General features: G+C 68.6%; 22 protein-coding genes. 19 read left to right on the top strand and 3 right to left on the bottom strand.

Annotated elements, in window-relative coordinates:
• Positions 1–5: 5 nt before the first annotated feature.
• The 13 genes from F5544_RS15365 (at position 6) to F5544_RS15305 (ending at position 14,604) form a co-directional block, all read left to right on the top strand.
• On the top strand, positions 6–965 hold the full coding sequence (locus F5544_RS15365) for a transporter substrate-binding domain-containing protein (RefSeq protein ID WP_238847255.1): 960 nt from the start codon (positions 6–8) through the stop codon (positions 963–965).
• Positions 965–1,477, top strand: a complete 513-nt coding sequence (locus tag F5544_RS15360; protein ID WP_167473829.1) for a GNAT family N-acetyltransferase — start codon at positions 965–967, stop codon at positions 1,475–1,477. Before F5544_RS15365 ends, F5544_RS15360 begins: the two co-directional genes overlap by 1 nt.
• Positions 1,474–2,541 carry an LLM class flavin-dependent oxidoreductase gene (locus F5544_RS15355; RefSeq protein ID WP_167473828.1) on the top strand — a complete coding sequence of 356 codons (1,068 nt, stop codon included), beginning with the start codon at positions 1,474–1,476 and terminating at the stop codon, positions 2,539–2,541. Before F5544_RS15360 ends, F5544_RS15355 begins: the two co-directional genes overlap by 4 nt.
• Complete coding sequence (locus F5544_RS15350) at positions 2,538–4,154, top strand: ABC transporter substrate-binding protein (RefSeq protein WP_167473827.1); 1,617 nt, start codon at positions 2,538–2,540, stop codon at positions 4,152–4,154. Before F5544_RS15355 ends, F5544_RS15350 begins: the two co-directional genes overlap by 4 nt.
• A 2-nt stretch (positions 4,155–4,156) precedes the next feature.
• Complete coding sequence (locus F5544_RS15345) at positions 4,157–5,149, top strand: ABC transporter permease (RefSeq protein ID WP_167473826.1); 993 nt, start codon at positions 4,157–4,159, stop codon at positions 5,147–5,149.
• On the top strand, positions 5,142–6,011 hold the full coding sequence (locus F5544_RS15340) for an ABC transporter permease (RefSeq protein ID WP_167473825.1): 870 nt from the start codon (positions 5,142–5,144) through the stop codon (positions 6,009–6,011). Before F5544_RS15345 ends, F5544_RS15340 begins: the two co-directional genes overlap by 8 nt.
• Positions 6,012–6,037: 26 nt before the next feature.
• Positions 6,038–7,723, top strand: a complete 1,686-nt coding sequence (locus tag F5544_RS15335) for a dipeptide ABC transporter ATP-binding protein (RefSeq protein ID WP_167473824.1) — start codon at positions 6,038–6,040, stop codon at positions 7,721–7,723.
• A complete protein-coding gene (locus tag F5544_RS15330) occupies positions 7,723–7,926 on the top strand; it encodes a hypothetical protein (RefSeq protein WP_167473823.1) in 204 nt (67 codons plus the stop codon). The genes F5544_RS15335 and F5544_RS15330 overlap by 1 nt, the downstream gene beginning before the upstream one ends.
• Positions 7,926–9,038 carry an LLM class flavin-dependent oxidoreductase gene (locus tag F5544_RS15325; RefSeq protein ID WP_167473822.1) on the top strand — a complete coding sequence of 371 codons (1,113 nt, stop codon included), beginning with the start codon at positions 7,926–7,928 and terminating at the stop codon, positions 9,036–9,038. Before F5544_RS15330 ends, F5544_RS15325 begins: the two co-directional genes overlap by 1 nt.
• Positions 9,035–10,405 (top strand): NtaA/DmoA family FMN-dependent monooxygenase, encoded by a 1,371-nt coding sequence (locus F5544_RS15320; protein WP_167473821.1) that lies wholly within the window; start codon positions 9,035–9,037, stop codon positions 10,403–10,405. The genes F5544_RS15325 and F5544_RS15320 overlap by 4 nt, the downstream gene beginning before the upstream one ends.
• Positions 10,402–11,205, top strand: a complete 804-nt coding sequence (locus F5544_RS15315; protein ID WP_167473820.1) for a DUF1684 domain-containing protein — start codon at positions 10,402–10,404, stop codon at positions 11,203–11,205. The genes F5544_RS15320 and F5544_RS15315 overlap by 4 nt, the downstream gene beginning before the upstream one ends.
• Positions 11,202–12,347: an LLM class flavin-dependent oxidoreductase gene (locus tag F5544_RS15310; protein ID WP_167473819.1), complete on the top strand. Its 1,146-nt coding sequence runs from the start codon at positions 11,202–11,204 to the stop codon at positions 12,345–12,347. Before F5544_RS15315 ends, F5544_RS15310 begins: the two co-directional genes overlap by 4 nt.
• 244 nt (positions 12,348–12,591) lie before the next feature.
• Entirely contained in the window at positions 12,592–14,604 is a 2,013-nt protein-coding gene (locus F5544_RS15305; protein WP_167473818.1) for a CocE/NonD family hydrolase, read from the top strand.
• Between the two features lie 24 nt (positions 14,605–14,628).
• Here the strand turns inward: F5544_RS15305 and F5544_RS15300 are convergent, their stop codons facing one another.
• Positions 14,629–15,630, bottom strand: a complete 1,002-nt coding sequence (locus tag F5544_RS15300) for a methylenetetrahydrofolate reductase (RefSeq protein WP_167473817.1) — start codon at positions 15,628–15,630, stop codon at positions 14,629–14,631.
• Positions 15,631–15,770: 140 nt separating this feature from the next.
• On the opposite strand from F5544_RS15300, the gene F5544_RS15295 reads away from it, so the two are divergent.
• From F5544_RS15295 to F5544_RS15275, 5 genes are all read left to right on the top strand, one after another.
• Entirely contained in the window at positions 15,771–16,922 is a 1,152-nt protein-coding gene (locus F5544_RS15295; protein ID WP_167473816.1) for a polyprenyl synthetase family protein, read from the top strand.
• Positions 16,919–17,152, top strand: coding sequence for a hypothetical protein (locus F5544_RS15290; RefSeq protein WP_167473815.1), 234 nt, complete (start codon positions 16,919–16,921; stop codon positions 17,150–17,152). The genes F5544_RS15295 and F5544_RS15290 overlap by 4 nt, the downstream gene beginning before the upstream one ends.
• Before the next feature lie 39 nt (positions 17,153–17,191).
• Positions 17,192–18,772: a phytoene desaturase family protein gene (crtI, locus tag F5544_RS15285; RefSeq protein WP_167473814.1), complete on the top strand. Its 1,581-nt coding sequence runs from the start codon at positions 17,192–17,194 to the stop codon at positions 18,770–18,772.
• Positions 18,773–18,837: 65 nt separating this feature from the next.
• Complete coding sequence (locus tag F5544_RS15280) at positions 18,838–20,529, top strand: alpha-(1->6)-mannopyranosyltransferase A (protein ID WP_167473813.1); 1,692 nt, start codon at positions 18,838–18,840, stop codon at positions 20,527–20,529.
• A complete protein-coding gene (locus F5544_RS15275) occupies positions 20,526–21,470 on the top strand; it encodes a phytoene/squalene synthase family protein (protein ID WP_167473812.1) in 945 nt (314 codons plus the stop codon). Before F5544_RS15280 ends, F5544_RS15275 begins: the two co-directional genes overlap by 4 nt.
• 54 nt (positions 21,471–21,524) lie before the next feature.
• Here the strand turns inward: F5544_RS15275 and F5544_RS15270 are convergent, their stop codons facing one another.
• Positions 21,525–21,893: an Rv2175c family DNA-binding protein gene (locus tag F5544_RS15270; protein WP_167473811.1), complete on the bottom strand. Its 369-nt coding sequence runs from the start codon at positions 21,891–21,893 to the stop codon at positions 21,525–21,527.
• A gap of 327 nt (positions 21,894–22,220) precedes the next feature.
• Here F5544_RS15270 and pknB point away from each other — a divergent pair, with 327 nt between their 5' ends.
• The gene (pknB, locus tag F5544_RS15265) at positions 22,221–24,167 is read left to right on the top strand and encodes a Stk1 family PASTA domain-containing Ser/Thr kinase (RefSeq protein WP_174867593.1); all 1,947 of its coding nucleotides are present in this window, start codon (positions 22,221–22,223) and stop codon (positions 24,165–24,167) included.
• Positions 24,168–24,228: 61 nt separating this feature from the next.
• On the opposite strand, the gene F5544_RS15260 is transcribed toward pknB, so the two are convergent.
• Positions 24,229–25,614: a class II 3-deoxy-7-phosphoheptulonate synthase gene (locus F5544_RS15260; RefSeq protein ID WP_167473809.1), complete on the bottom strand. Its 1,386-nt coding sequence runs from the start codon at positions 25,612–25,614 to the stop codon at positions 24,229–24,231.
• Positions 25,615–25,731: the final 117 nt, after the last annotated feature.

Here is a 25,731-nt window from a genome sequence, read left to right as displayed (position 1 = left end):
ACCACATGAAACTCCCCGCCCTGATCGGTGTCGCCGCCGCGATCTCCGTGCTGATCGCCGGCTGCGCCAACGATCCCGACGCGGACACCAAAACGCAGACCGCGGGCTCGGTCACCTTCGACCTGTCCGCCGCTCAGCCGGGACGGGTGCACGCACAGCGGGTGGATGCGATCGCCGCCGAAGTGCCGCAGGCGATCCGGGATCGCGGCACGCTCAACATCACCGGTTCGTCCGGCACCGCGCCGCCGCTGCGTTTCTACGCCACCGACGACAAGACCGTCATCGGCTCCGAGGTCGATTTCGCCGTGCTGATCGCCGACATCCTCGGCCTGAAACCGCAACCGCAGGTGGCCGATTGGACGCAGAACTTCGTCGGCATCGATTCCGGCGCGTCGGACGCGTTCATCTCCAACGTCACGGTGACCGAGGAACGCAAGGAGAAGTACGACTTCGCCACCTACCGCAACGACACCGTCGCGCTGGAGGTGCCCAAGCAGAGCACGCTCGACTACAAGGACCGCAAGAGCCTGGCGGGCAAGCGAATCGGCGTCGGCACCGGGACGAATCAGGAGGAGCTGCTGGTCAAGTGGAACCAGCAGAACGTCGCGGATGGTCTCCCGCCGATCGATATCGCCTACTACAAGCAGACCAGCGACTACTACCTGGCGTTGGCGTCGCAGCGGATCGACGGATACATCGGCCCGAATCCGGCCGCGATCTATCACTCGACGGTTTCCAAGGAGACCAAGGTACTGGCCACCTTTTCCGGTGCGGGCGATGCGATGCAGGGCGAAATCGCGGTGCTCACCAAGAAGGACAACGGACTGATCGGCCCGATCCACAAAGCCATCGAATACGCCATCCAGCAGGGTCTCTACCAGAAGGTCATCGACCGGTGGGGACTGCAGAGCGAAGCGCTGTCCGCGTCCAGGATCAACCCGCCCGGCCTACCCAAGAAACTGTGATGACTCAACAACTTTCGAGAGACGACCTGCGGGTGCACACGGTGCCGCAGGACGATCCGCTCGCCGCGCCGCTGCTGGCCGAACTGGCCGTGGAGTACAGCAGCCGCTACGGGCGCAGCGCGGGCGAGCAGTACGCGGCGCTGGTGGAGCACCCCATCGAGGCGTTCGCGCCGCCGCACGGCGCACTGCTGGTGGTCACTCATGACGGCACGGCCGTCGCGGGCGGCGCCTTCCAGCGCTACGACGCGGAAACCGCCGAGCTGAAACGGATCTGGACCGCGCGCGAACGACGCAGGCAGGGGCTCGGGCGCTTCGTGCTCGAGCGGCTGGAGGCCGAGATCGCGCGGCGCGGCTATCGGCGCATCTACCTGACCACCGGGCCGCGCCAGCCGGAGGCCGTCGCGCTGTATCGCGCCGCGGGTTACACCCCGCTGTACGACCCGTCCGTTCCCGCCGAGGAAATCGGCCCGCACCCGTTCGAAAAGCTGTTATCCGTAAGGGCCCTCGCATGAAGTTCCTGTTGTTCACCCTCGTCACCCGGGTGCCCGATCCGGTGACCGGCGAATTGCCCGGCACCAGGGAAAGGCTCCGCGCCGTCGTCGAACAGGCAAGGCTGGCAGAGGAATTCGGCTACGACGGATTCGCCGTCGGTGAGCGGCACGAGGATCCGTTCCTGTCCGCCGCGCCGCCGGTGATCCTGTCCCATATCGCCGCGGTGACCTCGCGGATCACCCTGTTCACCGCGGTCACCACGCTGAGCCTGCTGGATCCGGTGCGCGCCTTCGAGGATTACTCGACGCTGGACAACCTCGCGGGCGGACGGCTCGAGCTCATCATCGGCAAGGGCAACGGCGCGGCGCAGGCCCAGCTGTACCACGTCACCACCGAGGACCAGTGGGACCGCAATCGCGAAGGCTACGAACTGTTCCGGCGACTGTGGGACAGCGCCGAGGTGACCTGGTCGGGGCGGTTCCGGCCGGAATTGCTGCGGGCCAAGGCATTACCACGGCCGCTGCAACCGAAGATCCGGATCTGGCACGGCAGCGCCACGAGCCGGGATTCGGTGGAACTGGCCGCACGGCACGGTGATCCGCTGTTCTCGGCGAACGTCACCAATCCGATCGAGCCGTACGCCGAGCTGGTGCGCCACTACCGGGAGCGGTGGGAACACTATGGGCACAACCCGGCCGACGCACTGGTCGGTGCGGGCACCGCGGGCTTCCACGTGGCCCGCACCTCACAGGAGGCGCTTGCCGTCTACCGCCCGATCTTCGAGTCGAAACTGGCGCTGGCGCGCGCACACGGGCTGCCGATCGTCTTCGAGACGCTGGACGACTTCGTCACGCGCAGTTCGGCACTCGTCGGCAGTCCGGAACAGGTGATCGACAAGGTCGGCCGCTACCACGAACGGTTCGGCCACGAAATCATCCACCTGTCCGCCGAGCGCGACGGCCGCACCGAGGACCGCTATCGGGGCAGCCTCGAACTGTTCCAGGCCGAGGTGGCGCCGGAGCTGCGCCGCCGCATCCCCAGCAGGCCGCTGGCGGGCGCCGAATTGGCCGGAGTCGTCTCGTGATCCGTGCCCGTCACCGAATCATCGCTCTCGCAGGCGCTTTCGTCACGTCGGCGACCCTGGCCGGGTGCGGCGGCAGTCCAGCCGCGCCCGGTCCCGACGCGGGGCCGCCCAAACCCGGCGGCACCCTGCGCTATGGGCTGTCACAGGCGCCGACCTGCTCGGATCCCGCGCAGAGCGGCACCAACCAAACCATCTATGTGACAAGGCAAATCGTCGATTCGCTGACCGATCAGGATCCGAAGACCGGCGAGCTGAGGCCGTGGCTGGCCCGCAGCTGGGAGGTCGGGCCCTCGGCCCAAACCTTCACCTTCCATCTCGCCGACGGCGTCACCTTCAGCGACGGCACGCCGCTCACCGCGGATTCGGTGAAGAACACCTTCGATTCGATCATCCGGCTCGGCGGGGCGAAGGCGACGCTCGCCGCCAGCTACCTCACCAACTACGCGGGCACGACGGTGGTCGACCGGCTGACCGCGCGGGTGTCCTTCAGCAAGCCGAATGCCCAGTTCCTCCAGGCGAGTTCGACCCCGCAGCTGGGCATCCTGGCCGACGCGACCACCGCGAAACCGGCCGAACAGCGCTGCCTCGGCGACAATATCGGCAGCGGACCGTTCACCTATGCCGGATACCGCCAGGACGCCTCGGCGACCCTGGCCAAGCGCGCCGGATACCACTGGGGGTCGGCGGTTTTCGCGCATCAGGGTGAGGCGTACCTGGACCGGATCGAATTCACCGTGGTGCCCGAGTCGGGGGTGCGCACCGGCAGCCTCGCCTCCGGACAGCTGGACGCGATCAGCGACGCGCTGCCGCAGGACGCCCCGCAGCTGGAGGCCGCGGGTGGCCGCTTGCTGACCACCGCCAATCCCGGTGTGCCGTTCGGCTTCCAGACCAATGTCACCCGCGGGCCGCTGCGCGATCCGGTGGTGCGGCAGGCACTGCTCTCGGCGATCGATCGCAAACAGCTGGTGGATACCGTGCTCGGTCCCCAATTCAAACCGGCGACAAGTTCTCTGGCCAGTACCACGCCCGGATACCAGGATCTGTCCGCCGTCCTCGCCTATGATCCGGCCGCGACCCGCCGGATACTCGACGGCGCGGGCTGGCTGCCCGGCGGTGACGGCATTCGCGCCAAAAACGGTGTGCGCCTGTCGTTCTCGGTGCTGTTCAGCCAGGTGTTCGCGGGCAATCAGGCGATTATCGAACTGGTGCAGCAGCAGCTGCGGCAGGTGGGTGTCGAGCTGAAGCTGGATCTCGTTTCGGCGCCGGAGAGCATCGCCCGGGAGAACAAACAGGACTTCGACTCCGCCTACTACAACTCGACAAGGGCCGACGGTGACATCCTGCGCACCACCTTCGGCCTGGATCGCAATCTCAATGCGCGCGAGCGCATTCCGGCGCTGGACGATGTGCTGGACGAACAGCTCGGCACGGTGGATCCGGCCGCACGCGTCGACCGGATCCACACCGCCCAGCGGCAGGTCCTCGACAACGGGCTCTGGATCCCGACCGTCGAACTGTCGCAGGCCATCGGCGCGGGCCCGAACGCGCGGGACGTGAAGTTCGAGGCCTCGGCGCGGCTACAGTTCTTCGACACCTGGCTGAGCGGACGCTGACCATGGTGCGATACGTGACACTGCGGATCTCGCAGGCGATCTGGGTGCTGTGGGCGGCGTTCACCGTCTCGTTCGTCGTGCTGTACCTGCTGCCGTCGGATCCGATCTCCATCGCCGCGCAGGGCGGCGGGGCGGGCACCCCGGTGGACAAGGCCGCGATCGCCGAACTGCAGGCCCGCTACGGTCTGGACCGCCCGCTCTGGGAGCAGTACACGAGCGCGCTCGGCCACGCGCTGCGCGGCGATCTCGGGCACTCCATCACCACCGGGCAGCCGGTATCCGCCGCCATCGGCGACGCGCTGCCGTCGACTCTCGAATTGACCGGGCTGGCATTGCTTTTCGCGCTCGTCGGCGGTGTCGCGCTGGCGCTGTTGGCCGACCGCATCCGGTGGCCGTTGCCGCGCGAAGCGCTGAAGGCGCTGCCGTCCCTCGGCGTCGCGGTGCCGACCTTCTGGACCGGACTGCTGCTCCTGCAGGTGTTCTCGTTCCGGCTGCGCCTCGCGCCCGCATTCGGCGGACACGGTCTGGCCGCGACCGTACTGCCCGCGATCACGCTCGCCATCCCGATCGGCGCGGTGATCGCGCAGGTGCTCACCGCCGGGCTGGAAACCACGTGGCGGCAACCGTTCACCGAAGTGGCGCTGGCCAAGGGCGGATCGCGGCGATGGGTGCAGCGCAGGCATGTGCTGCGTCCGGCCGGCGTGCCCGCGCTCACCATCGCGGGCGTGCTCGTCGGCAATATGCTCGCGGGATCCGTTGTGGTGGAGACGGTTTTCGCCAGGTACGGCGTCGGGCGGCTCACCCAGACCGCCGTACTCGCCCAGGACATTCCGGTGGTGCAGGGCATCGTGCTGCTCACCGCGGCGGTGTTCGTCACGGTGAATCTCGTGGTGGACCTGGCCTATCCGCTGCTGGATCCGCGCATCGGCGTCCGATTCCGCAGGGCCGCGGCCGCATTCCCGGCGGCGACCGAGCAGGTGCGCTCACATGGTTGACGTGATCGAGCGACCGCGCGTCACACTGCCGAGCCTGCGCCGGCCTGCGCTGCGCCGGAAGACCGCGCGCGCCAAGGCCGGTCCCGTTCTGGCCGGGATCGTGGCCCTGCTCGCGGTCGGCTGGGCACTGTTCCCTTCGTTTTTCGCGAGCGGCGACCCGCTGGTCGGTGTGCCTCGGGAGAAGTTCCAGGCGCCCAGCGCGCGGCACTGGTTCGGCACGGACAATCTCGGGCGCGATCTCTACACGCGCATGGTGCACGGGGCGGGGCTTTCGCTCACCGCGACGCTCACCGCCGTCGGGCTCGCGCTGGTGGCCGGATCGATCCTGGGGTTGCTGTCCGGCGCGATCGGCGGCGTCATCGATTCCGCCATCATGCGGTTCGTCGACGTGCTGCTGTCCATTCCGCAGCTGCTGCTGTCGCTGGCGCTGGTGACGGCGCTCGGCTTCGGTACCGGGAAAGTCGCTCTCGCCGTCGGTATTTCGCTGATCGCCAATTTCGCGCGGGTGATGCGATCGGAGGTGTTGCGGGTGCGTCGAGCGCCGTTCGTCGAGGCCGCGCACGCGGCGGGAGTGCGCTGGTACGCGGTGCTTTTCCGGCATGTGCTGCCCAATTCGTATCAGCCCGTGCTCGCCCTGGCCGCCGTCGAATTCGGTATGGCGGTGCTCTCGGTATCGGCGCTGAGCTTCCTCGGCTACGGCGCCAAACCGCCGACGCCCGAATGGGGTTCGCTGATCTCCGACGGCCGGAACTACCTGGCGACCGCATGGTGGCTGACCGCACTGCCCGGCCTGGTGATCGTCGCGGTCGTGCTGGCCGCCCAGCGCCTGGGCCGCGCAGCGGGAAAGCGCGGGTCGGCATGAGCGAACTCGCGATCGAAGCAGCGGCCATGGAGCCGCCCGCAGCCGACGCGTCCGCCGTGAGCGGGCCTGCGAGTGCATCGGCCGCACAGCACCACAACGGATCCCGGACCGACGCGCCCGACCCCGCGCTGCTGCGGATCGAGCGACTCGAGGTCCGCTATCACACCGACCGAGGACCGGTGCCCGCACTCACCGGCGTATCCATGACGCTGGCGCGCGGTGAGATCGTCGCGCTGATCGGCGAATCCGGTTCCGGCAAGTCGACGCTCGCGCAGTCGGTGCTCGGCCTGCTCGGGTCGAATGCCGAAATCCACGGCGGCACAATCACCTTCGACGGCACGGTGGTCGACACCGGATCCGAGCGCGCCATGCGCGAACTGCGCGGCGCCCGCATCGGATTCGTGCCGCAGGATCCCGGACTGTCACTCAATCCCGTTCGGCGCGTCGGCGATCAGGTGGCGGAGGCACTGCTGGTGCACCGGCGCGCGGACAAGCGAACGGCTCGGCTGCGCGCGCTCGAACTGCTCGCCGACGCCGGACTGGACCGGCCGGAGCTGCGGGCCGCGCAGTATCCGCACGAGCTGTCGGGCGGGCAGCGGCAGCGCGTGCTGATCGCCGCCGCCCTCGCCTGCTCCCCCGATCTGGTGATCGCCGACGAACCCACCAGCGCACTCGACGCCACCGTCGCCCGCCGCGTGCTGGACCGGCTCACCGAACAGACCGGCACCCGCGGCGCGGCGGTCCTGCTCATCACGCACGATCTGGCCGTCGCCGCCGAGCGGGCCGACCGGCTGGTCGTCCTGAACAAGGGTGAGATCGTCGAATCCGGGCCGACCGCACGGATTCTCGCCGAACCGCGGCATCCGTACACCAGGCGGCTGCTCGCGGCCTCGCCCGGGCTCGCGCCCGGCGGGTATCGCCCGGCGCGCGACCGCTCGGCCGCACCCCTGCTCACTCTTCGGGACGTGCACAAGCGTTACCACGCGAGCGCGGTTACCGCGGTCGACGGCATCGGCCTCGAGCTGGATCGCGGCGAAACCTTGGCGCTGGTGGGCGAATCCGGGTCCGGTAAATCGACGACGGCGCGAATCGCGTTGCGGCTCACCGACCCCGACGCGGGCAGCGTCGGCTTCGACGGCCGGGACCTGACCCGGCTGCGCGGTGCGCGGCTGCGTCGACTGCGCCGCCGGTTCCAGGTGGTGCAGCAGAATCCCTATGCCGCACTGGATCCGCGCTGGCGGGTCGAGACGATCATCGCCGAGCCGCTGCGCGCCTACCAGGTCGGCGATCGGACGGCCCGGCGGGCGCGCGTGCGCGACTTGCTCGAACAGGTCGCGCTGCCAAGCGAATTCGCGGCGCGGCGACCTGCGGAACTGTCCGGCGGGCAACGCCAGCGCGTCGCCATCGCGCGGGCGCTCGCGCTGCGGCCGGACCTGCTGGTGCTCGACGAACCGGTCTCCGCCCTCGACGCCTCGGTCCAGGCGCAGATCCTCGACCTGCTCGATCGGCTACAGCGCGAACTGTCGCTGAGCTATCTGTTCATCTCGCACGATCTGGCGGTGGTGCGCCGGATAAGCGACCGCGTCGCGGTCATGCGGCACGGCCGGATCGTCGAATCCGGGCGCACGGCCGACATTTTCGACCGGCCCGGCCACCCGTACACCCGGGAACTGCTCGCGGCGGTCCCCGTCGTCGCGAAAGGACCTTCCTGATGCCGAATTCACTGCTCGCCCGCATCCGGAACCGTTGGCATTCGGCCCGGTCCGCACGCGCGGACACCTCCGGCCTGGCGCTGTGGCAGCGCGCGGCGCTGTTCGCACCCGATCTCGCCGGGACCGCCGACCCCGCCGCGCTGCGGCAGCTCGTCTGGGGTCATCCCGGCGAGGCCGATCTCCCTTGGAAAGGACGCTACTGATGGCAGATTCCGATCTATTCCTGGCGGTGGAGCTCGCCGGGACCGGCGGCCATCCGGCATCCTGGCGTCGCGCCGATTCGCGCGCCGAGGATCTGTTCACCGGCGGCTACTGGGTCGCCGCGGTCACCGCCGCCGAAAACGCGGGCGTCGACGCGGTTTTCCTGCCCGATTCGTTCGGGCTGCAGCCCGGCGGGCCCGGCGTCGCCAAGGGCAGGCTCGACGCGGTGGCCATCGCGGCGCGAGTCGCGGCCGCCACCAACCACATCGGGCTGCTGCCGCAGGCGCCGGTGACGCACACCGAGCCGTTCCATCTCGCCAAGGCCATCCAGAGCCTGGATTTCGCCACGCTGGGCCGGGCGGGGTGGGAGGTCACCGTCTCGACGGGCGCCGAGCAGGCGAAGGCCTTCGGCCGCAAGGGCGTTCAGGACGAACCGTCGCTGTGGCACGAGGCCGACGAGGCGATCGAGGTGGTCACCCGGCTCTGGGACAGCTGGGAGGACGACGCGGAGATCCGCGAGCTGTCCACCGGCCGATTCATCGACCGGGACCGGCTGCACTACATCGACTTCGCCGGAGACAACTTCTCGGTGAAGGGTCCGTCCATCACCCCGCGCTCCCCGCAGGGGCAGTCGATCGTCGCGATCCGCGCCGAAGGCCCGCACAGCACCGGGGTCGCGGTGCACCGGGCGGATCTGATCCGCATCGCCGCAACGGATCTCGACGACGCCCGCACCCGGCGCACGGCTTTGCGCACGGCACTGTCCGCCGCGGGCCGCGACCCCGACACCGTCCAAGTGCTGCTCGACCTCGACATCCACCTCGCCGAAACGGCCGCACAGGCGCGGGCCGAGGTCGCCGAACTCGACCTGTGGACGGCCGAACCCCACCCGAATACCTTGCGGCACATAGGAACCCCCGCCGAGCTCGGCGAGTTGCTCGCGGCCGTACCGGTCGACGGCGTGACGCTGCGCCCGCTGGCACTCGCCGCGGCGCTGCACCACCTGCCCGCCCTGGCCCGGAAACCCTTGTCCGCCAACACCCTGCGTACCCGGCTCGGCCTACCCCGACCGGTCAGCCGCTACGCGACCAGCCAGCGAGGAGCCCTTTCGTGACCGCGAAACCGCGTAAAACCGTGCACCTGGCCGCCCATTTCCCCGGCGTGAACAACACCACCGTGTGGAGCGATCCGGAATCCGGCAGCCAGATCGATTTCGAATCCTTCGTACATCTGGCCCGCACCGCCGAACGCGGACTGTTCGACTTCTTCTTCCTGGCCGAGGGATTGCGCCTGCGCGAACACCGCGGCCGCATCCACGATCTCGACGTGGTCGGCAGGCCGGACACCTTCACCGTGCTCAACGCGCTGGCCGGGGTCACCGACAAGCTCGGTCTCGCGGGCACCATCAACAGCACCTTCAACGAACCATTCGAGGTGGCAAAGCAATTCGCCTCCCTCGATCACCTGTCCGGCGGGCGCGCCGCGTGGAATGTCGTCACCTCGTCCGACGCGTTCACCGGTGAGAACTTCCGCCGGGGCGGCTATCTGGAGCACGATCAGCGCTACCGCCGGGCCGCCGAGATCGTCGACGCCGCGCGCACGCTGTGGGACAGCTGGCCCGCCGACGCGCTCGTCGTCGACCGCGAGCGCGGCGTCTTCGCCCGGGAGGTGCCCGAAACCCGTTACCACAGTTCACAATTCGATATCGCCGGGCGCTTCGTGCTACCGCCGAGCCCGCAGGGACATCCGGTACTGTTGCAGGCGGGCGATTCCGATGACGGCCGCGAATTCGGCGCCGCCACCGCCGATGCCATCTTCACCGGACACGGCACCCTCGAGGCCGGACAGCGCTTCTACGCCGATATGAAGGGCCGCCTCGCCAAATACGGCCGCAGCGCCGACGATCTGAAGATCCTGCCCGCCGCCACCTTCGTCCTCGGCGACACCGCCGAGGAGGCGCAGGAACGGGCGCGGCACATCCGGTTGCAGCAGGTGGGTCCGCAGACCGCGCTCGCCTTCCTCGAACAGGTCTGGGGCCGTGACCTTTCCGGCTACGACCCGGACGGCCCGCTGCCCGAGCTGGAGCCCGAGGACAACGTGAACATCACCAGGGGCCGGGTCCGGCACGCCAAGGATCCGCGCGCGGTCGCCGAGGCGTGGCGGGCCAAGGCAACGGCCGAAAACCTGTCCATCCGTGAGCTGATCATCGAGGTCACCGCACGCCAGCAGTTCATCGGCACCCCGGCCCAGGTGGCCGGGCAGATCGACGACTACGTCCAGTCCGACGCCAGCGACGGTTTCATCCTGGTGCCGCACCTCACCCCGGGCGGGTTGGACGAATTCGTCGACCGCGTCGTCCCGGAACTGCAGGAGCGCGGCAGCTTCCGCACCGAATACACCGGCAGCACGCTGCGCGACCACCTCGGTCTACCGCATCCCCACCACCGCAAATCCGTCCACGAAGGAGCACGAGCGTCATGACCGCAAGCACCACAACCCTTTTCGAGACCGAGTGGGCGAATTGGCATCATGCGCGCGAGGATCAGCTGCGCGACCCGCTCGGCTTCCTGAGCCTCACCGGATTACATTGGCTCACCGATCAACCGGAACAGCTGCCCGATGTGCCGGGCACCTGGTGGGTCACCGATGACAAGGTGTTCATCACCGCCCGCCCCGCCGACCGGCTGGAGTACGACGGGGTCGGTATCGCGGGCGTGCGCATCATCCAGCCCGCCGAGGGCGCGCCGGGACTCAGTGTGCTGCACGAGAATCGGGTGCTGGAGGTGATCCGCCGCACCGGCCGCCACGCGGTTCGGGTGCACGATCCGGCCGCGCCCGGCCTGCTCACCTTCGACGGTATTCCGGCGTACGCACCGGATCCGCGCTGGGTGATACGCGGGCGCTTCGAACCGTTCGCCGAGGCGCATACGGTGACCACCGGCGCCGTCGTCGACGGGTTGGAACATCACCACATCGCCTCGGGCACCGTCGTTTTCACGGTCGGTGGGGCCAGCGAGCGAGTGCTCGCCTTCGGTTCCGCCGACGATCTGCGGCTGCTGTTCACCGATGCGACGAGCGGGGTCACCACCTATCCCGCGGCGCGGTCGCTGGCGATCGGCGCGCCGGAGGCGGACGGCACCGTACTGCTCGACTTCAACCGGGCCGCCAATCTGCCCTGCGCCTTCACCGATTTCGCGACCTGCCCGCTGGCGCCCCCGGAGAACCGGCTGCGGGTCGCGATCGAGGCGGGCGAACGGAATCCGCGGGGGCCGCAGGCATGACCGTTCCGCTATCCATCCTCGATCTGTCGCCGATCAGCGCGGGATCCACCGCGCGAGAGGCGATTCGCAACACCATCGATCTGGCGCGGCACACCGAGCAGTGGGGCTACCGCCGCTATTGGCTGGCCGAGCACCATTTCGTCGCGGTGGCCAGTTCATCATCGATCACGCTGATCGGGCTGGTCGCGGCGGCCACCTCGCGGATCCGGGTCGGTTCGGCCGCGGTGCAGGTCGGCCATCACACCTCCGCGTCCATCGTCGAGGCGTTCGGCACCATCGATGCGCTGTATCCGGGGCGGCTCGATCTCGGCCTCGGCCGGTCGGGGCACCGGCGCACCCAATTCGGCGCCGAGGGCGGCCGCCCGAAAGCCGCTCGGCCCGTTGCGGATACCGGGCGCACCAGGGTCCGGGACGGTGTCGTGGTGCCGCCGCCATTCGATCCGGCGCGTATCACGGACCGATCCAAATTCATCGCCTCACTGGAGGCTCTGCAACAGCCGGGCGCGCAATCGCTCGATTTCGCCGAGCAGCTCGACGAGGTGCGCGCCCTGCTCGACGGCAGTTACGTCGCGACGAACGACATTGCGCTGCATGCGGTTCCGGGTGAGGGCGCACAGGTCGAACTGTGGCTGTTCGGCAGTTCGGCGGGCGAGAGCGCCGAACTCGCCGGACGTCTCGGTCTGCCGTTCGCCGCGGCGTATCACGTATCGCCGGGCACCGCGCTCGACGCGGTGGACGCCTATCGCGCCGCCTTCCAGCCATCCGCGCGGCTGGATCGTCCGTATGTCGTGGTGTCAGCGGATGTCGTTGTGGCGCAGGATGATTCGACAGCGCAGCACCTCGCCTCCAGCTACGGCCACTGGGTGCACAGCATCCGGACCGGCGCGGGCGCGGCGGAATACCTCGACCCCGATACGGCCGCACCGCTCACCCCGGAACAGCTGCGGCTCGTCGACGACCGCCTGGCCACCCAGTTCGTCGGCTCCCCCGCCACCGTCGTCGAGCGCCTCGCCGCACTCCAACGAGTCACCGCCGCGGACGAACTCCTGGTCACCAGCGTCACCCACCGCCACGCGGACCGCCTGGAGTCGCACCGCCTCCTCGCCGACGCCTGGGGCCTGCGCGCCGCCCGCGCCGCATAACTCGAAGTCCCGCACACCGAACAGCCTCCCGCGTTTGCGATCGCGAGCGCGGGAGGGCGTGCGCGAATCACCGCAACCGACGCGAACCGTGACGGCGCATACCGAACTCGCCCAGCGACATTGGGCAAGCGCCGGAACCAGCACGCTTTCGCTGTGCGCTCGACGGAATCCAGCCATTCCCACAGAAACATACATTCCTGAACGTATCGTTCTGCCAACACGGATCGCGGCGAAGGGAATATCGATGCGGAACTCAGTCATCAGCCGGTGCGTCGACCTGCTTGTGCCGCTGCTGGTTTCGGGATTCCTGGCAGCGCCGCCTGCGACGGCGACGCCGGAGGGCGAGCCGGACTGGACAGCCGAACACGATGGGCCACAGCGATATCCGTCGATCCACATCGACTGGGATATCCCGATCACCATGAGCGACGGCACAGTCCTCAAAGCGAATGTGTACCGCCCGGCGGACGCGAACGGTCCGATCACCACCCCATTGCCGACGATCGTGAACGTCACCCCGTACACGAAGCTGGTCACAATGATCGGGCAGACCGCGGCGTCGATTCCGATCCTGTCCGACGCGGTGATCAACTTCTTCCGCGACTTCCAACTCGACGGCACGCCGCTCGAGGGCCTGACCGACGCGACCCGTTTCCTCGGCGGCGGTTTCGCACGCACCGCCCTCGTCGACCCCGTCCTGGTGCGCAGCGGATATACGCAGATCGTCGTCGATACTCGCGGAACAGGTTTCTCCCAAGGATTTTGGGAGCCGTGGGGACCGACCGAGCAGCGCGATACCCCCGAGATCATCGCTTGGGCGGCCGCACAGCCGTGGTCCGACGGCAATATCGGCATGTCGGGCGCCTCGTACTCGGGCGTCAATCAGCTCGAAGCCGCCGAAAAGCGCCCGCCCGCTTTGAAAGCCATCGTCCCGGTGATCTCGGGCAGCGATGTCGTGCGCAACGCGATCGCGCCGGGCGGTGCCGCCATCGGACTGCTACTGCCTTATGTGATCCAAGTGAACCTGCTCAAGCTGACACCAGACATGGTGTCCATCGCTTTGGGCCGACTGGACAGCAAATGGCTGGCGGACCGACTCGCCAGCCCGATGTCGTTCCTCGATGTCGTGCTCCAGACACTCACCACCACGTCATTCGACGCTATCCCGCCGCAACTCGCGGAGGTGCTGAACCCGGACAGCCCGCTCCGCAAGGCATGGGAGGGACATCCGGAACGAATCACGGTGCCCACCATGGTGATCGGCGGCTGGCACGACAACTTCGCCGATGGCGAACCCCGGGTCTACCGCGATATCCCGCTGCCGCCCGGCCAGAAGCAACTCATCATGGGCAACAGCTATCACATCACCGTAGGTTTCGACATGCGCGGTAAACCGGGCGAGCCACCTCGGATGGATGTATTGCAGCGGGCGTGGTTCGACAAGTGGCTCAAGGGTATTGACAACGGCATCGACCGCTATGGCCCGATCACCATGTGGCAGCAGGGCGGCGGCTGGACCACGGCCGATCAATTTCCCAGGCCGGAGGCAACGCATCGACGCATGTATTTCTCAGCAACAGCAAGCGGCACCGCCACCAGTGTGTTCGACGGTAGCCTCACCACCGAGCCGAACCAGGATTCCGCCAGTCTGGCCGTCGCCCCCGGCCTGGCCACTTTCTGCTCCGCCGATGCGGAGCAGGGGACCGTGGGAATGCTCGTGTTCACCGGCTGCGGCAAGGACGCCCGCATTGCCGAACGCGACGCACTGACCTTCACCAGCGCACCCGTCACCGGGCCGACCACCCTGTCCGGTCCGATCGATATCCACCTGAACACTGTGCTCGACGCAACCGACGGCTACTGGGCAGTGACCGTGAACGATGTTGCCCCGGACGGACGTTCGGCAACCCTCAGCACCGGCCAACTGCTGGCCTCACTGCGCGCCATCGACGAATCACGCAGTGCGCGTTCGGAAAACGGCGATCTCACCGACCCGTACCCCATCCTGTCGTTGGACAGCAGGCAACCGGTCACCCCCGGCGAACCGACGACCGTCGACATCGGTATCGCGCCCACCGACGCGATACTGCAACCCGGCCACCGGCTGCGGGTCGACATCTTCGCCAGCAACCTGCCCAAGGGCGTCCCGATCCGGCCGTTCCTCGATGCCACCGAGCTGAAACCGCAACACCTGCAATTGGATCCGGCCGCACCCAGCTACGTCAACGTGCCGCTGGCCGGTGACCCCGGCTGGTAAACCGCAGCGCCCCAACAGGTCCCGTCAGGCGCTGAGCGGGGCCGCGGTGACTCCGTAGCCGAGGTTGGTCAGCACCTCGCTGGTCGCCTTGGCGAAGTTCAACGTGATGAAGTGCAGGCAGGGCGCGCCCTCGGCGATCAGTCGCTGACCCATCTCGGTCGCGATCTCGATGCCGACCTCGCGCACCGCGGCCTGATTCGCCTCCGGATCCTCGCCCGCCGCCCGGTGCAGCCGCTCCATCACGGCCGCGGGCAGCGGCCGCCCGCACAGCTCCTCGGCGCGCGATACGGTGCGCAGCGAGGTGATCGGCATCAGCTCCGGGATGATCGGCTTGGCGCCCTCCACCGGATCGAATGCGGCGATCCGGTCGCGCAGCCGCAGATAGTGGTCCACCTCGAAGAACATCTGGGTGATCGAATACTCCGCACCCGCGCGGAGTTTCGCGGCCAGGTACCTGGTGTCGTGATCCAGGTCCGGCGAGCGGTGATGGCCCTGCGGGAACGAGGCGACACCGACATGGAAATCGCCGAGATCGCGCACGATCCGCACCAGTTCCTCGGCGTAGGCGACGCCCTCCGGATGTTTGCGCCACTCGCCGAGCGGATCGCCGGGCGGATCCCCGCGCAGCACCAGCACGTTGCGGATCCCGCAGTCGGCGTAACCGCCCACCAGCGAACGCAACTCCGCGACGCTGTGCCCGACCGCGGTGAGATGCGCCACCGGCAGCAGGGTGGTCTCCTGCGCGAGCTCACCGGTGACCCGGACGGTGCGGTCGCTGGTGGACCCGCCCGCGCCGTATGTCATCGAGACGAACGCCGGATGCATGCGTTCGAACTGGCGCACCGCGCGCCACAGCCGCGCCTCGCCCGCGGCGTCGCGCGGCGGGTTGAATTCCACCGAGAACGGCACGGACCGGCTCGCATGGGTGCGCAGGCTCTGCACCACCGAGGGCGTGTGGGAGACGTTCGGCCGCGCCGTGGACGGCAGGCCTGGGGTCGCACGTCCCCGCACGTTGTCGAATGTCACCAAACCAGTGTAGTGGGAACAGGTCGGCGCACCGTCGAGCCGTCCGCGTGGTACGCGTATCCTTCGAGCGGGCAGTCTTTCGCCCTACCCAAAACATCCGCACCTTTGGAACGTCGCGCGCCGCCGACAGCCATACGATCATGGAGGCTCCACTGTCCGCCGGACCCGAAACACCGACTCGGATCCCTACGACCGGCCCCGCAGCCCCGGGGCCGATTCCCGGCACCCCGGAATTCGTCGCCGCCGTCGCGGACGCGCTCACCGCCTTCTTCACCACCAGGCGCGAACTCGTGCGCGAACTCGGTCCGGTGTTCGAGGAGGCGGCCGCCGAACTCGAGATGTTCGTGCTGCGCGGCGGTAAGCGCACCCGGCCCGCCTTCGCCTGGACCGGGTGGCTCGGTGCGGGCGGCGATCCGGCGGGGCCGCAGGCGCAGTCGGTGCTCACCGCCTGCGCCGCACTGGAACTGGTGCAGGCGTGTGCGCTGATCCACGACGACATCATCGATTCCTCGCGCACCCGTCGCGGATTCCCCACCGTGCACGTCGATTTCGAGCGACGGCACCGGGAACGCGGGCTCACCGGCACCGCGGCGCACTACGGCACCAGCGTCGGCATCCTGGTCGGCGATCTGGCGCTGGCCTGGGCCGACGACATGCTGCACACCGCCGGGCTGGATCCGGCGGCGCTCGGCCGGTTCGCCCGGGTGTGGGCGGCGATGCGCACCGAGGTGCTGGGCGGGCAGCTGCTCGATATATTCGGCGAGGCGGGCGGCGATGAATCGGTCGAGGCCGCTCTGCGCATCAACCGCTACAAAACCGCCGCGTACACCGTCGAACGCCCGCTGCACCTCGGTGCCGCGATCGCCGACGCGGACGCGGACCTGATCGCCGCCTACCGCACCTTCGGCACCGATATCGGCATCGCGTTCCAGCTACGCGATGACCTGCTCGGCGTCTTCGGGGATCCGGAGGTCACCGGAAAACCGTCAGGTGACGATCTGCGCGAGGGCAAGCGCACCGTACTGCTCGCGGAGGCGCTGCGCCGCGCCGACGCGCGCGATCCGGCCGCGGCGACGCTGCTGCGGACCAGTATCGGCACCGATCTGAATCAGGAGCAGGTCGAGCGCCTGCGCGCGGTGCTCGTCGACCTCGGCGCGGTCGACGAGGTGGAGCTGCGCATTTCCGAACTCACCGAAAAAGGTTTGGCCGCAATGGAAGCCAGCTCGGCGACCCCGGCCGCCAAGGAACGATTGCGAGCCATGGCACTGGCCGCGACAAGGAGGGCCGCATGAGGGCCGTTGTAGGACCGAGCGACCGGGTGGTCGTAGTCGGAGCATGTCCGCCCGCGGAGGACGAGCAGAACGCGGGCCAGATGGCGGCGTTCGAGCGCCGGGTGGTGATCGGCGGCGCCTTCCCGACGCGCCGCGCGATCGGTATACCCAAGCGGCGCAGGCGAACCGCGGCATCGGTGTTCGACAGTCTGGTGTATGCGCAGGCACCGGCGCAGGATTCCGCCGAATAAATCGATTCTTTTACACCGCAGCATGATTCGGAGTGCCGCATGAAAACCGTCGCGGGACCGGCGGATCACGTTGTCGTCATCGGCGCCGGGCTGTCCGGGCTATCCGCCGCGCTCTATCTCACCGGCGCAGGCCGCCGGGTGACGGTATTCGAGCGCGCCGACCATCCGGGCGGCCGGGTCGGCCGCTATCGCGGGCCGGATTACGAAATCGACAACGGCGCAACGGTTTTGACCCTGCCCGAACAGATCTATCAGGCACTGGCCGCGGTGGGGCGGGAGCCGGCGACGCTGCATCCGCCGCTGCGGATTCACCAGCTCGCGCCCGCCTACCACGCCAGATACGCCGACGGCTCGACCATCCGGGTATTCGCCGACCCGGAGGCCATGGCCGACGAGGTGCGCCGCACCTGCGGCCCGGAAACCGCCCGCCGCTACCTGAAGCTGCGCGGCTGGCTGGCGGGGATCTACCGGGCCGAATTCACCGAATTCATGGACACCAACTTCGATTCGCCGCTGGATATGCTGCGCACACCCGAAAAGCGCAGGGCCCTGGTCGATTTGGTGCGCCTCGGCGGATTCGGCCGGCTCGGCGGCAAGGTCGGCCGGTTGCTGCGCGACCCGAAGTTGGCCCGGCTGTTCACCTTTCAGGCGCTGTACGCGGGCATGCCGCCCGCCGACGCGCTCGCCGTCTACGGCGCCATCCCGCATATGGACACCTCGCTCGGCGTCTACTTTCCCGAGGGCGGTATGCGGGCGATCGCGGCGGCCATGGCCGAGGCGTTCACCGGCGCGGGCGGCACCCTGGCCCTCGGCACCGAGGTGACCGGCATCGACTACCGCGACCGGCGCGCCCACCGCATCCGGCTGGCCGGCGGCGAAACGGTCGACTGCGACGCCGTAGTGCTCACCGCCGATCTCGGCTCGCTGGACCGGTTCGGGGTGCGTCCGCGCCGGGGCCTGCGCGCCGCGCCCTCCGCATTCGTCGCGCACGGCACCGTCCCCGCGGCGGTCGCCGACGCCTGGCCGGTGCGGGCGCATCACACCATCGATTTCGGCGCGGCATGGGATCGGACGTTCCGGGAGATCACCGCCCGCCGCCGGGGCCGCCTGATGAGCGACCCCTCCCTGCTGCTCACCCGGCCCGCACTCACCGATCCGAGTCTCTATCTGGACCGCCCCGGCGGCCGTCACGAGCCGCTCTCCCTGCTCGCCCCGTGCCCGAATCTCCGGTCCGCGCCGCTGGATTGGGCGCGCCTCGGCCCGGCCTACCTGCGGGAACTGCTGAACGTGCTGAAAGAACGCGGCTATCACGGCATCGCCGAACATTTCGCCGTCGATCACCTGGACACCCCGCTCACCTGGCGGGCGCAGGGCATGCTGGCCGGCACGCCGTTCTCCGCCGCGCACGTCTTCCGGCAGACCGGACCGTTCAGAACCGGCAATTTCCCACGCACCAGCGACAATGTGGTTATCGCAGGTTGCGGCACAACTCCGGGGATCGGCGTGCCGACCGCACTGCTCTCCGGAAAACTGGCGGCAAACCGGATAACGGGCGTTCCGGGCGCCGGGGCGATCGAAACCCCACCTACCAGCGGCATAGTGTTCCCCGCAACGCCGTAAACTAAGCGCCGACCTATTCGCTCGCGGTTGCGACCGCCGACCACTCCCGGGGGACCGACACCACGATGGCTTCCCCCGAAACGCACGCCCCGGCAGCGCCTACCACCGAAAACACTCCGACCACCGATCGCGCACCCGTCGGTGTCGTCGGCGACGCACCGCACCATTGGCTGCGCACCATCGGCGATTTCCTGCGCACCCCGGAGGGTCACGCCGCGCTGCTCGGCTTCGTCGGCGCGATCCTGATCACCTTCGGCGGCTTCGGCGCGGGCAGCACCCGGGTCCGCGACCCGCTGCTGGAATCCATGCACCTGTCCTGGCTGCGCTACGGGCACGGCTACGTGCTCAGCACGATCGTCATCTGGATCGGCGTGCTGATGATGATCACCGCGTGGGTCCGGTTGGGCCGCACCACGATCGGGCGGGACAACCGTCCCGGCGCGGGCGTCACGCTCAACGAGCTACGCGGCATCGTCGGAATCTGGATCTTCCCGCTGCTTTTCGCGGTCCCGATGTTCAGCCGCGACGCCTACTCCTACCTGGCGCAGGGCGCGCTGCTGCGCGACGGCTTCGACCCCTACAAGGTGGGGCCCTACATCAATCCCGGCGTGCTGTTCGACAACGTCAGCCAGGTCTGGACGCATACCACGGCGCCGTACGGCCCGATCTTCCTGCTGCTCGGCCGCGCGATCACCGTCATCACCGGGGACAACGTCGTCGCGGGCACCATCGCGCTGCGGCTGGTGATGCTGCCCGGCCTCGCGCTAATGATGTGGGCGGTGCCGTATCTGACCAAACACCTCGGCGGCAAACCGACCGTCGCGCTGTGGCTCGCGGTGCTCAACCCGCTGGTGCTCATCCACCTGATCGGCGGCGTGCACAACGAGATGCTGATGGTCGGCCTGATGGCCGCGGGCATCGCGCTGGTGCTGGAACGCCATCATGTCGCGGGCATCGTCGTGGTGGCCATCGGCGTCGCCATCAAGGCCACCGCCGGTGTGGCGCTGCCGTTCCTGGTGTGGATCTGGATGCTGCACGAGCGCGAGCGCCGGGCCGCCCAGCGCGCCGAACGCGATGACAGCGCGGCCATTCCGGACGATCACCCCGACGCGGCGCGGCCGAGCGAGGATATGCCGCATCCGGCCATCACCTTCGTCAAGATCGCCGGGCTCGGGCTCGCGGTATTCGGGGCGGTGCTCGCCGTCGCGTCGGCGGTCGCCGGCGTCGGCCTCGGCTGGCTGTCGGCGCTGTCGGGTTCCAAGAACATCATCAACTGGCTTTCGCTGCCGACGATCATGGCGTACGCGGTCAGCTGGGTCACCCCGCTGCAGGTCATCGGGCCGGATTCGGCGGCACTGCAGACCACCAGGATGTTGTGCGCCGCCGCGCTCGTCGTCGTGCTGGTGTGGACCTGGTGGCGGTGCAGGCACAGCGAACGCGAGGCGGTGCTCGGCATCCTCATCGCCTTCGTCGGCATCGTCGTGCTCTCGCCCGCCGCACTGCCCTGGTACTACTCGTGGCCGCTCGCGCTGGCCGCGGGTTTCGCGCTGTCCCCGAGGGCGCTGATGGTCCTGGTCGGCATATGCACCTGGCTGATGCTGGTCTTCCAGCCGGACGGTTCGAACGGGCTGTACACCACCTGGCATGTGGCCGCGGCGACCTTCGCGGCCGTGGTGGCCGCGATCTCGCTGCGCACGGTCGATCCGCTGCGCCTGCGCGCCACCTCGGCGGGGTCGGCCACGTCCACGCGCTCATGAGTGGCCTAGAACTGGCGTACCGGGAATGCCGACGGATCGCCGCGGCGCACGGGCGCACCTACTTCCTGGCGACCCGCCTGCTCGCACCCGAACACCGGCCCGCCGTGCACGCGCTGTACGCCTTCGCCAGAACCGTCGACGACATCGTCGACAACGGCTACTCGCCAACCGATTTCGCGCCCGAACACGGCCCCGCCGGTGAACTCGACCTGATCGAGAAGCGGCTCCGATTGCTGCTGGAAGGCGAGCCGGATCCGAATCGGCAAGGCGGACAATCCCGTTCGCGCGTGCTGGCCGCCGTTTCCGACACCATCCTGCGCTATGACATAGCGCCCGAACACTTCTGGATCTTCCTGGACTCCATGCGGATGGATGTCCCGGGCAGCCCGCGCTTCCGCGCGCACTATGCCACCATGGCCGAATTGCGGGACTACATGCGCGGTTCCGCCGCCGCCATCGGCCTGCAACTGCTGCCCGTACTCGGCACGGTGGTCGAGATCGAGGCGGCCGAACCCGCGGCGGCCGCGCTCGGCGAGGCCTTCCAGCTCACCAACTTTCTGCGCGATATCGCCGAGGACCTCGACCGCGGCCGGATCTACCTGCCCGCCGACGAACTCGCCACATTCGGTGTCGACGCCGAATTACTCACCCACTGCCATGACACCGGTCACACCCATCGGCGGGTGCGTCGCGCGCTGACCCACCTGATCGCGCTGAATCGGGATATCTACCGCCGCGCCGTCCCCGGCATCGACCTGCTGCTGCCGCGGGTGCGCCCGGCCATCCGCACCGCCGCCACCCTCTACGCCGATATCCTCACCGAAATCGAACGCGCCGATTACGCGGTGTTCGAGCGGCGGGCCGTCGTTCCCGGACACCGCCGATTGCGGGTCGCCGCAACGGAATTCGCGAGCGCCGCGCTGAGCGGCAGGCGGCAGTAGCCCCCGTGGCCCCGGTCGCGTACCGGGGCCACGGGCTGGAACTGATGATCAATCTCAGAAGGGATCCGCGGCTGCTCTGCGCAGCACCTCCCTGGCCAGCGGGCCGTGCAGGGCCTCGACGGGTTTGCCCGGCAGGGTCTCGTCATCGGTGAAGATCCACTCCAGGATCTCCTCATCGGTGTACTTGGCGTCCCGCATCACGGTGATCAGGCCGGGCAGCGGCTTCACGACCGCGCCGGCATCGTCGAAGAACACCTCGGGTACGCCCGCAACACCATCGCGACGCACCGCGATGAGCTGATGGTCGCGCAGCATCTGATGCACCCGGGTCACCACGATCCCGAGCTTGTCGGCCACGTCCGGCAGCGGCAGCAGCTCCACCGACTGCGGAAGGACATCATCACTGCAGGGAAATGCACTCACCGGGATAACGGTAGACGGTTGCGCGCCGCACGTCGTGAGACACCCTTGACGTACCCATCGAACGAAACTCGACCCGGCCGCGCGAGGCTTTCGAGCGCCGTCCGCGGCCGGCTCGCGGCCGACCAGCCGAAGCGCATGCGCCGCAGGCGCGAGTCTCGGCTGGTCGGCCGCGAGCCACAAGGGGCCGCGGACACGCCGAGCCGCCAGGCGAGGCCATCGAACACAGTTACCATCGTGGGGGCCGCACGGGGCGGTCGATCGCTTGTCGCGCGCGCAGCGAGGGGTGAGAACTTTGTGAAAACCGGAGGACATCAATTGATCGGCCAGATGCTGGAAGGGCGCTATCGCATAGATGCGCCGATCGCGCGTGGCGGCATGTCGATGGTCTTCCGTGGGGTGGACACCCGCCTGGACCGGCCGGTCGCCATCAAGGTGATGGATCCCAAGTTCGCCGGTGACCCGCAATTCCTCTCGCGGTTCGAATTCGAGGCGCGCGCGGTGGCCAGGCTCAAGCATCCGTCCCTGGTCGCGGTGTACGACCAGGGCATCGACGGCGACTACCCGTTCCTGATCATGGAGCTGGTCGAGGGCGGCACGCTGCGCGAGTTGCTGCGCGAACGCGGGCCGATGCCGCCGCATGCGGTGCACGCGGTCGCCGAGCCGGTGCTGGCCGCCATCGGCGTCGCGCACGACGCGGGCCTGGTGCACCGCGATGTGAAACCGGAGAACGTGCTCATCTCCGACGCGGGTGAGGTGAAGATCGCGGATTTCGGTCTGGTGCGCGCGGTCGCCGCGTCCACCACCACCTCGGCCAGCGTGATTCTCGGCACGGCCGCGTACCTGTCCCCCGAACAGGTGACGAGCGGCACGGCCGACGCGCGCAGCGATGTCTACTCCTTCGGCATCCTGATCTTCGAACTGTTGACCGGACGGGTGCCGTTCAGCGGCGACAACTCACTCTCGGTGGCGTATCAGCGCATCGAGAACGACGTGCCGAGCCCGAGCCGGTTCATCGCGGGCGTGCCGCCGGAATTCGACGAGCTGGTCGCCAAGGCGACGGCGCGTGAACCCGCGCATCGGTACGCCGACGCCAACGAGATGGCCGCCGCGCTGCGCTCGATCGCCACCACGCTGAACCTACCCGTGTATCGCGTTCCGGCGCCGCAGGATTCGGCCGAACACCTGAGCGCAAGCTATCGCGCGGTGGCTCCGGCCCCGCCGAGACCGGCGCCGGAGCCGTACACCCCGTCGTCGACCCAGCACACCAGGGTGGTGACCGCACCGAGACCCAGGATCGACTACGAGCCCGACGAATACCGCGACGATTACCCGCCGGAGGACTACGCGCCGCCGCAGAGCCTGCGCCAACAGCCGTACAACGGGTTCGACGATCGCAGACGTTCGCGGCGCACCACGTGGATCTGGATAGCCGTTGTGGCGATCGTGACATTGATCGTCGGGGTCGGCGGCTGGTGGGTCGGGGTCGGCCGCTACGCGGCGGTACCACCGGTCGCCGGCCTGGACACCGATCACGCGGTGGCCGCGCTGAAGAACGCGGGCTTCTCGACCGAGATCCGGCAGAAGGCCTCGGATACCATCCCCGTCGGCGGCGTCGTCGGCAGCGATCCGTCGGCGGGGAGCAAACTCACCAAGGGTTCCACCGTCGCCGTACTGGTCTCCAGCGGCAAACCGAAGGTGCCCGATGTCAAACCGGGCGATGACATCTCGAAGGTCAACCAACTGATTCGCGACGCGGGCCTGATACCCGTCGACGGGGGCGAGATCTCCAATCCGGCGCCGAAAGGCACACTGGCCAAGGTGGATCCGGGCGCCGACACCGTCCTCCCCGCCAACGCGCAGGTAAAGGTCTACCGCAGCAAGGGATCTCAGCCGGTGAAGGTGCCGAATGTGCGCAACAAGCCGACGGCCGAGGCGACCAAGATCCTCACCGATGCCGGAATCATCATCCGCGAGACCAAATCTCAGTTCGACCGCAATGTCGACGCCGACGCCGCCATCGGCACCCAGCCCGCCGCGGGCACCACGATCCAGACCGGCGACCAGGTCGTCCTACTGGTCTCGAACGCGCTGAAGATGCCGGACGTGCGCAGCCTCAGCGTCTCCGCCGCCCGCACCAAACTCGAGGCCCTCGGCCTCGATGTAGACGTCAGACAGTTTGCGCCACTGGACAGTTCGGTCGTCGTCTCGCAAACCCCCGCCGTCGGCGCCAGCGTCGAACCCGGCGACACCGTCACCATCATCGCTCTCCCCTAGCCGAACCCGAACGGGCTGTGGCGATTACACAGCCCGGCCGAGGCTACGACGGTTCGGCGATTCAGCGGAGCATTTCGGCGACCAGGAAGGCCAGTTCCAAGGACTGCTGGGTGTTGAGCCTCGGGTCGCAGGCGGTTTCGTAGCGGTCGTTCAGGTCGAGATCCGAAATGTCTTGGGCGCCACCGAGACATTCGGTGACGTCTTCGCCGGTGAGTTCGATGTGCAGGCCGCCGGGGTGGGTGCCCAGAGCGTGGTGCACCTCGAAGAAGCCCTGCACCTCGTCGACGATGCGGTCGAAGTGGCGGGTCTTGAAGCCGGTGGACGCCTCGTGGGTGTTGCCGTGCATCGGATCGCACTGCCAGATCACCTGATGGCCGGTGGCCTGCACCTTCTCGATGATGGGCGGCAGCACGTCGCGGACCTTGCCGTTGCCCATGCGGGACACCAGCGTCAACCGGCCCGGTTCATTGTTCGGGTCGAGGCGTTCGACATATTCGACGGCCAGCTCCGGGGTGGTGCCGGGGCCGATCTTGAGGCCGATCGGGTTGGCGAGCAATTCGGCGAACGCGATATGCGCGCCGTCCAGGTGCCGGGTGCGCTCGCCGATCCACAGGAAGTGCGCGGACAGGTCGTAGAGCACCGGCTCGCCCATCGCGTTCTCGCTGAGCCGCAGCATGGCCCGCTCGTAGTCGAGGACGAGCGCCTCATGGCTGCAGTAGATACGCGCGGACTGCAGGCTCGGATCGTTCACCCGGCAGGCGGTCATGAACCGCAGGCCGCGGTCGATCTCCTCGGCCAGCGCCTCGTAGCGGGCGCCCGCGGGCGACTGGGCGACGAAATCGCGGTTCCAGTCGTGCACCTTGTGTAGATCGGCCATGCCAGCGCCGGTGAGCGCGCGAACCAGGTTCATCGCGGCGCTGGCGTTGGCGTAGGCGCGGACCAGACGCGACGGATCGTGTTCGCGCACAGCCGCATCCGGGACCAGCGAATTGATCATGTCGCCGCGGTAGGACTTCAGGCCGAGCGCATCGGTGTCGGCCGAACGCGGCTTCGCGTACTGCCCGGCGATCCGGCCGACCTTCACGACGGGCAGGCTCGCACCGTAGGTGAGCACCACCGCCATCTGCAGCAGGGTGCGGATATTGCCGCGGATATGCGGTTCGGTGTTGTCGGCGAAGGTTTCCGCGCAGTCGCCGCCCTGCAGCAGGAACGCCTCACCGCGCGCGACCTCGGCGAGCCGCAACCGCAGGTCCTCGACCTCGGCGGGCACGCAGATCGGCGGCACGCTCTCCAGTACGGTGCGCATCATCGCCGCCTGCTCCGGATCCCAGGACGGCTGCTGCAGCGCGGGCCGCGCGAGCGCCTCGTCCAGTCGCCTGCGCAGCTCGGCGGGCAACGGCGGCAGTTCCGGCAGGCGATCGATCGGTACGTCGACGGTCCAGTTCACGAGATCAGAATACGGACGCACCCGGTGCCGGAGATACCCGGTGGTAGGGGTGAGATTCACCCACCTAGGGTGATTCGTAAAGCGCATCGACAACGATGGGCCGGAACGCGGAGGACA

The sequence above is a fragment of the Nocardia arthritidis genome, assembly GCF_011801145.1.
GTDB classification, from domain to species: Bacteria; Actinomycetota; Actinomycetes; order Mycobacteriales; family Mycobacteriaceae; genus Nocardia; species Nocardia arthritidis_A.
Note: the sequence above shows the minus strand (reverse complement) of the source record. Positions and strands in the feature narration are given on the sequence as shown.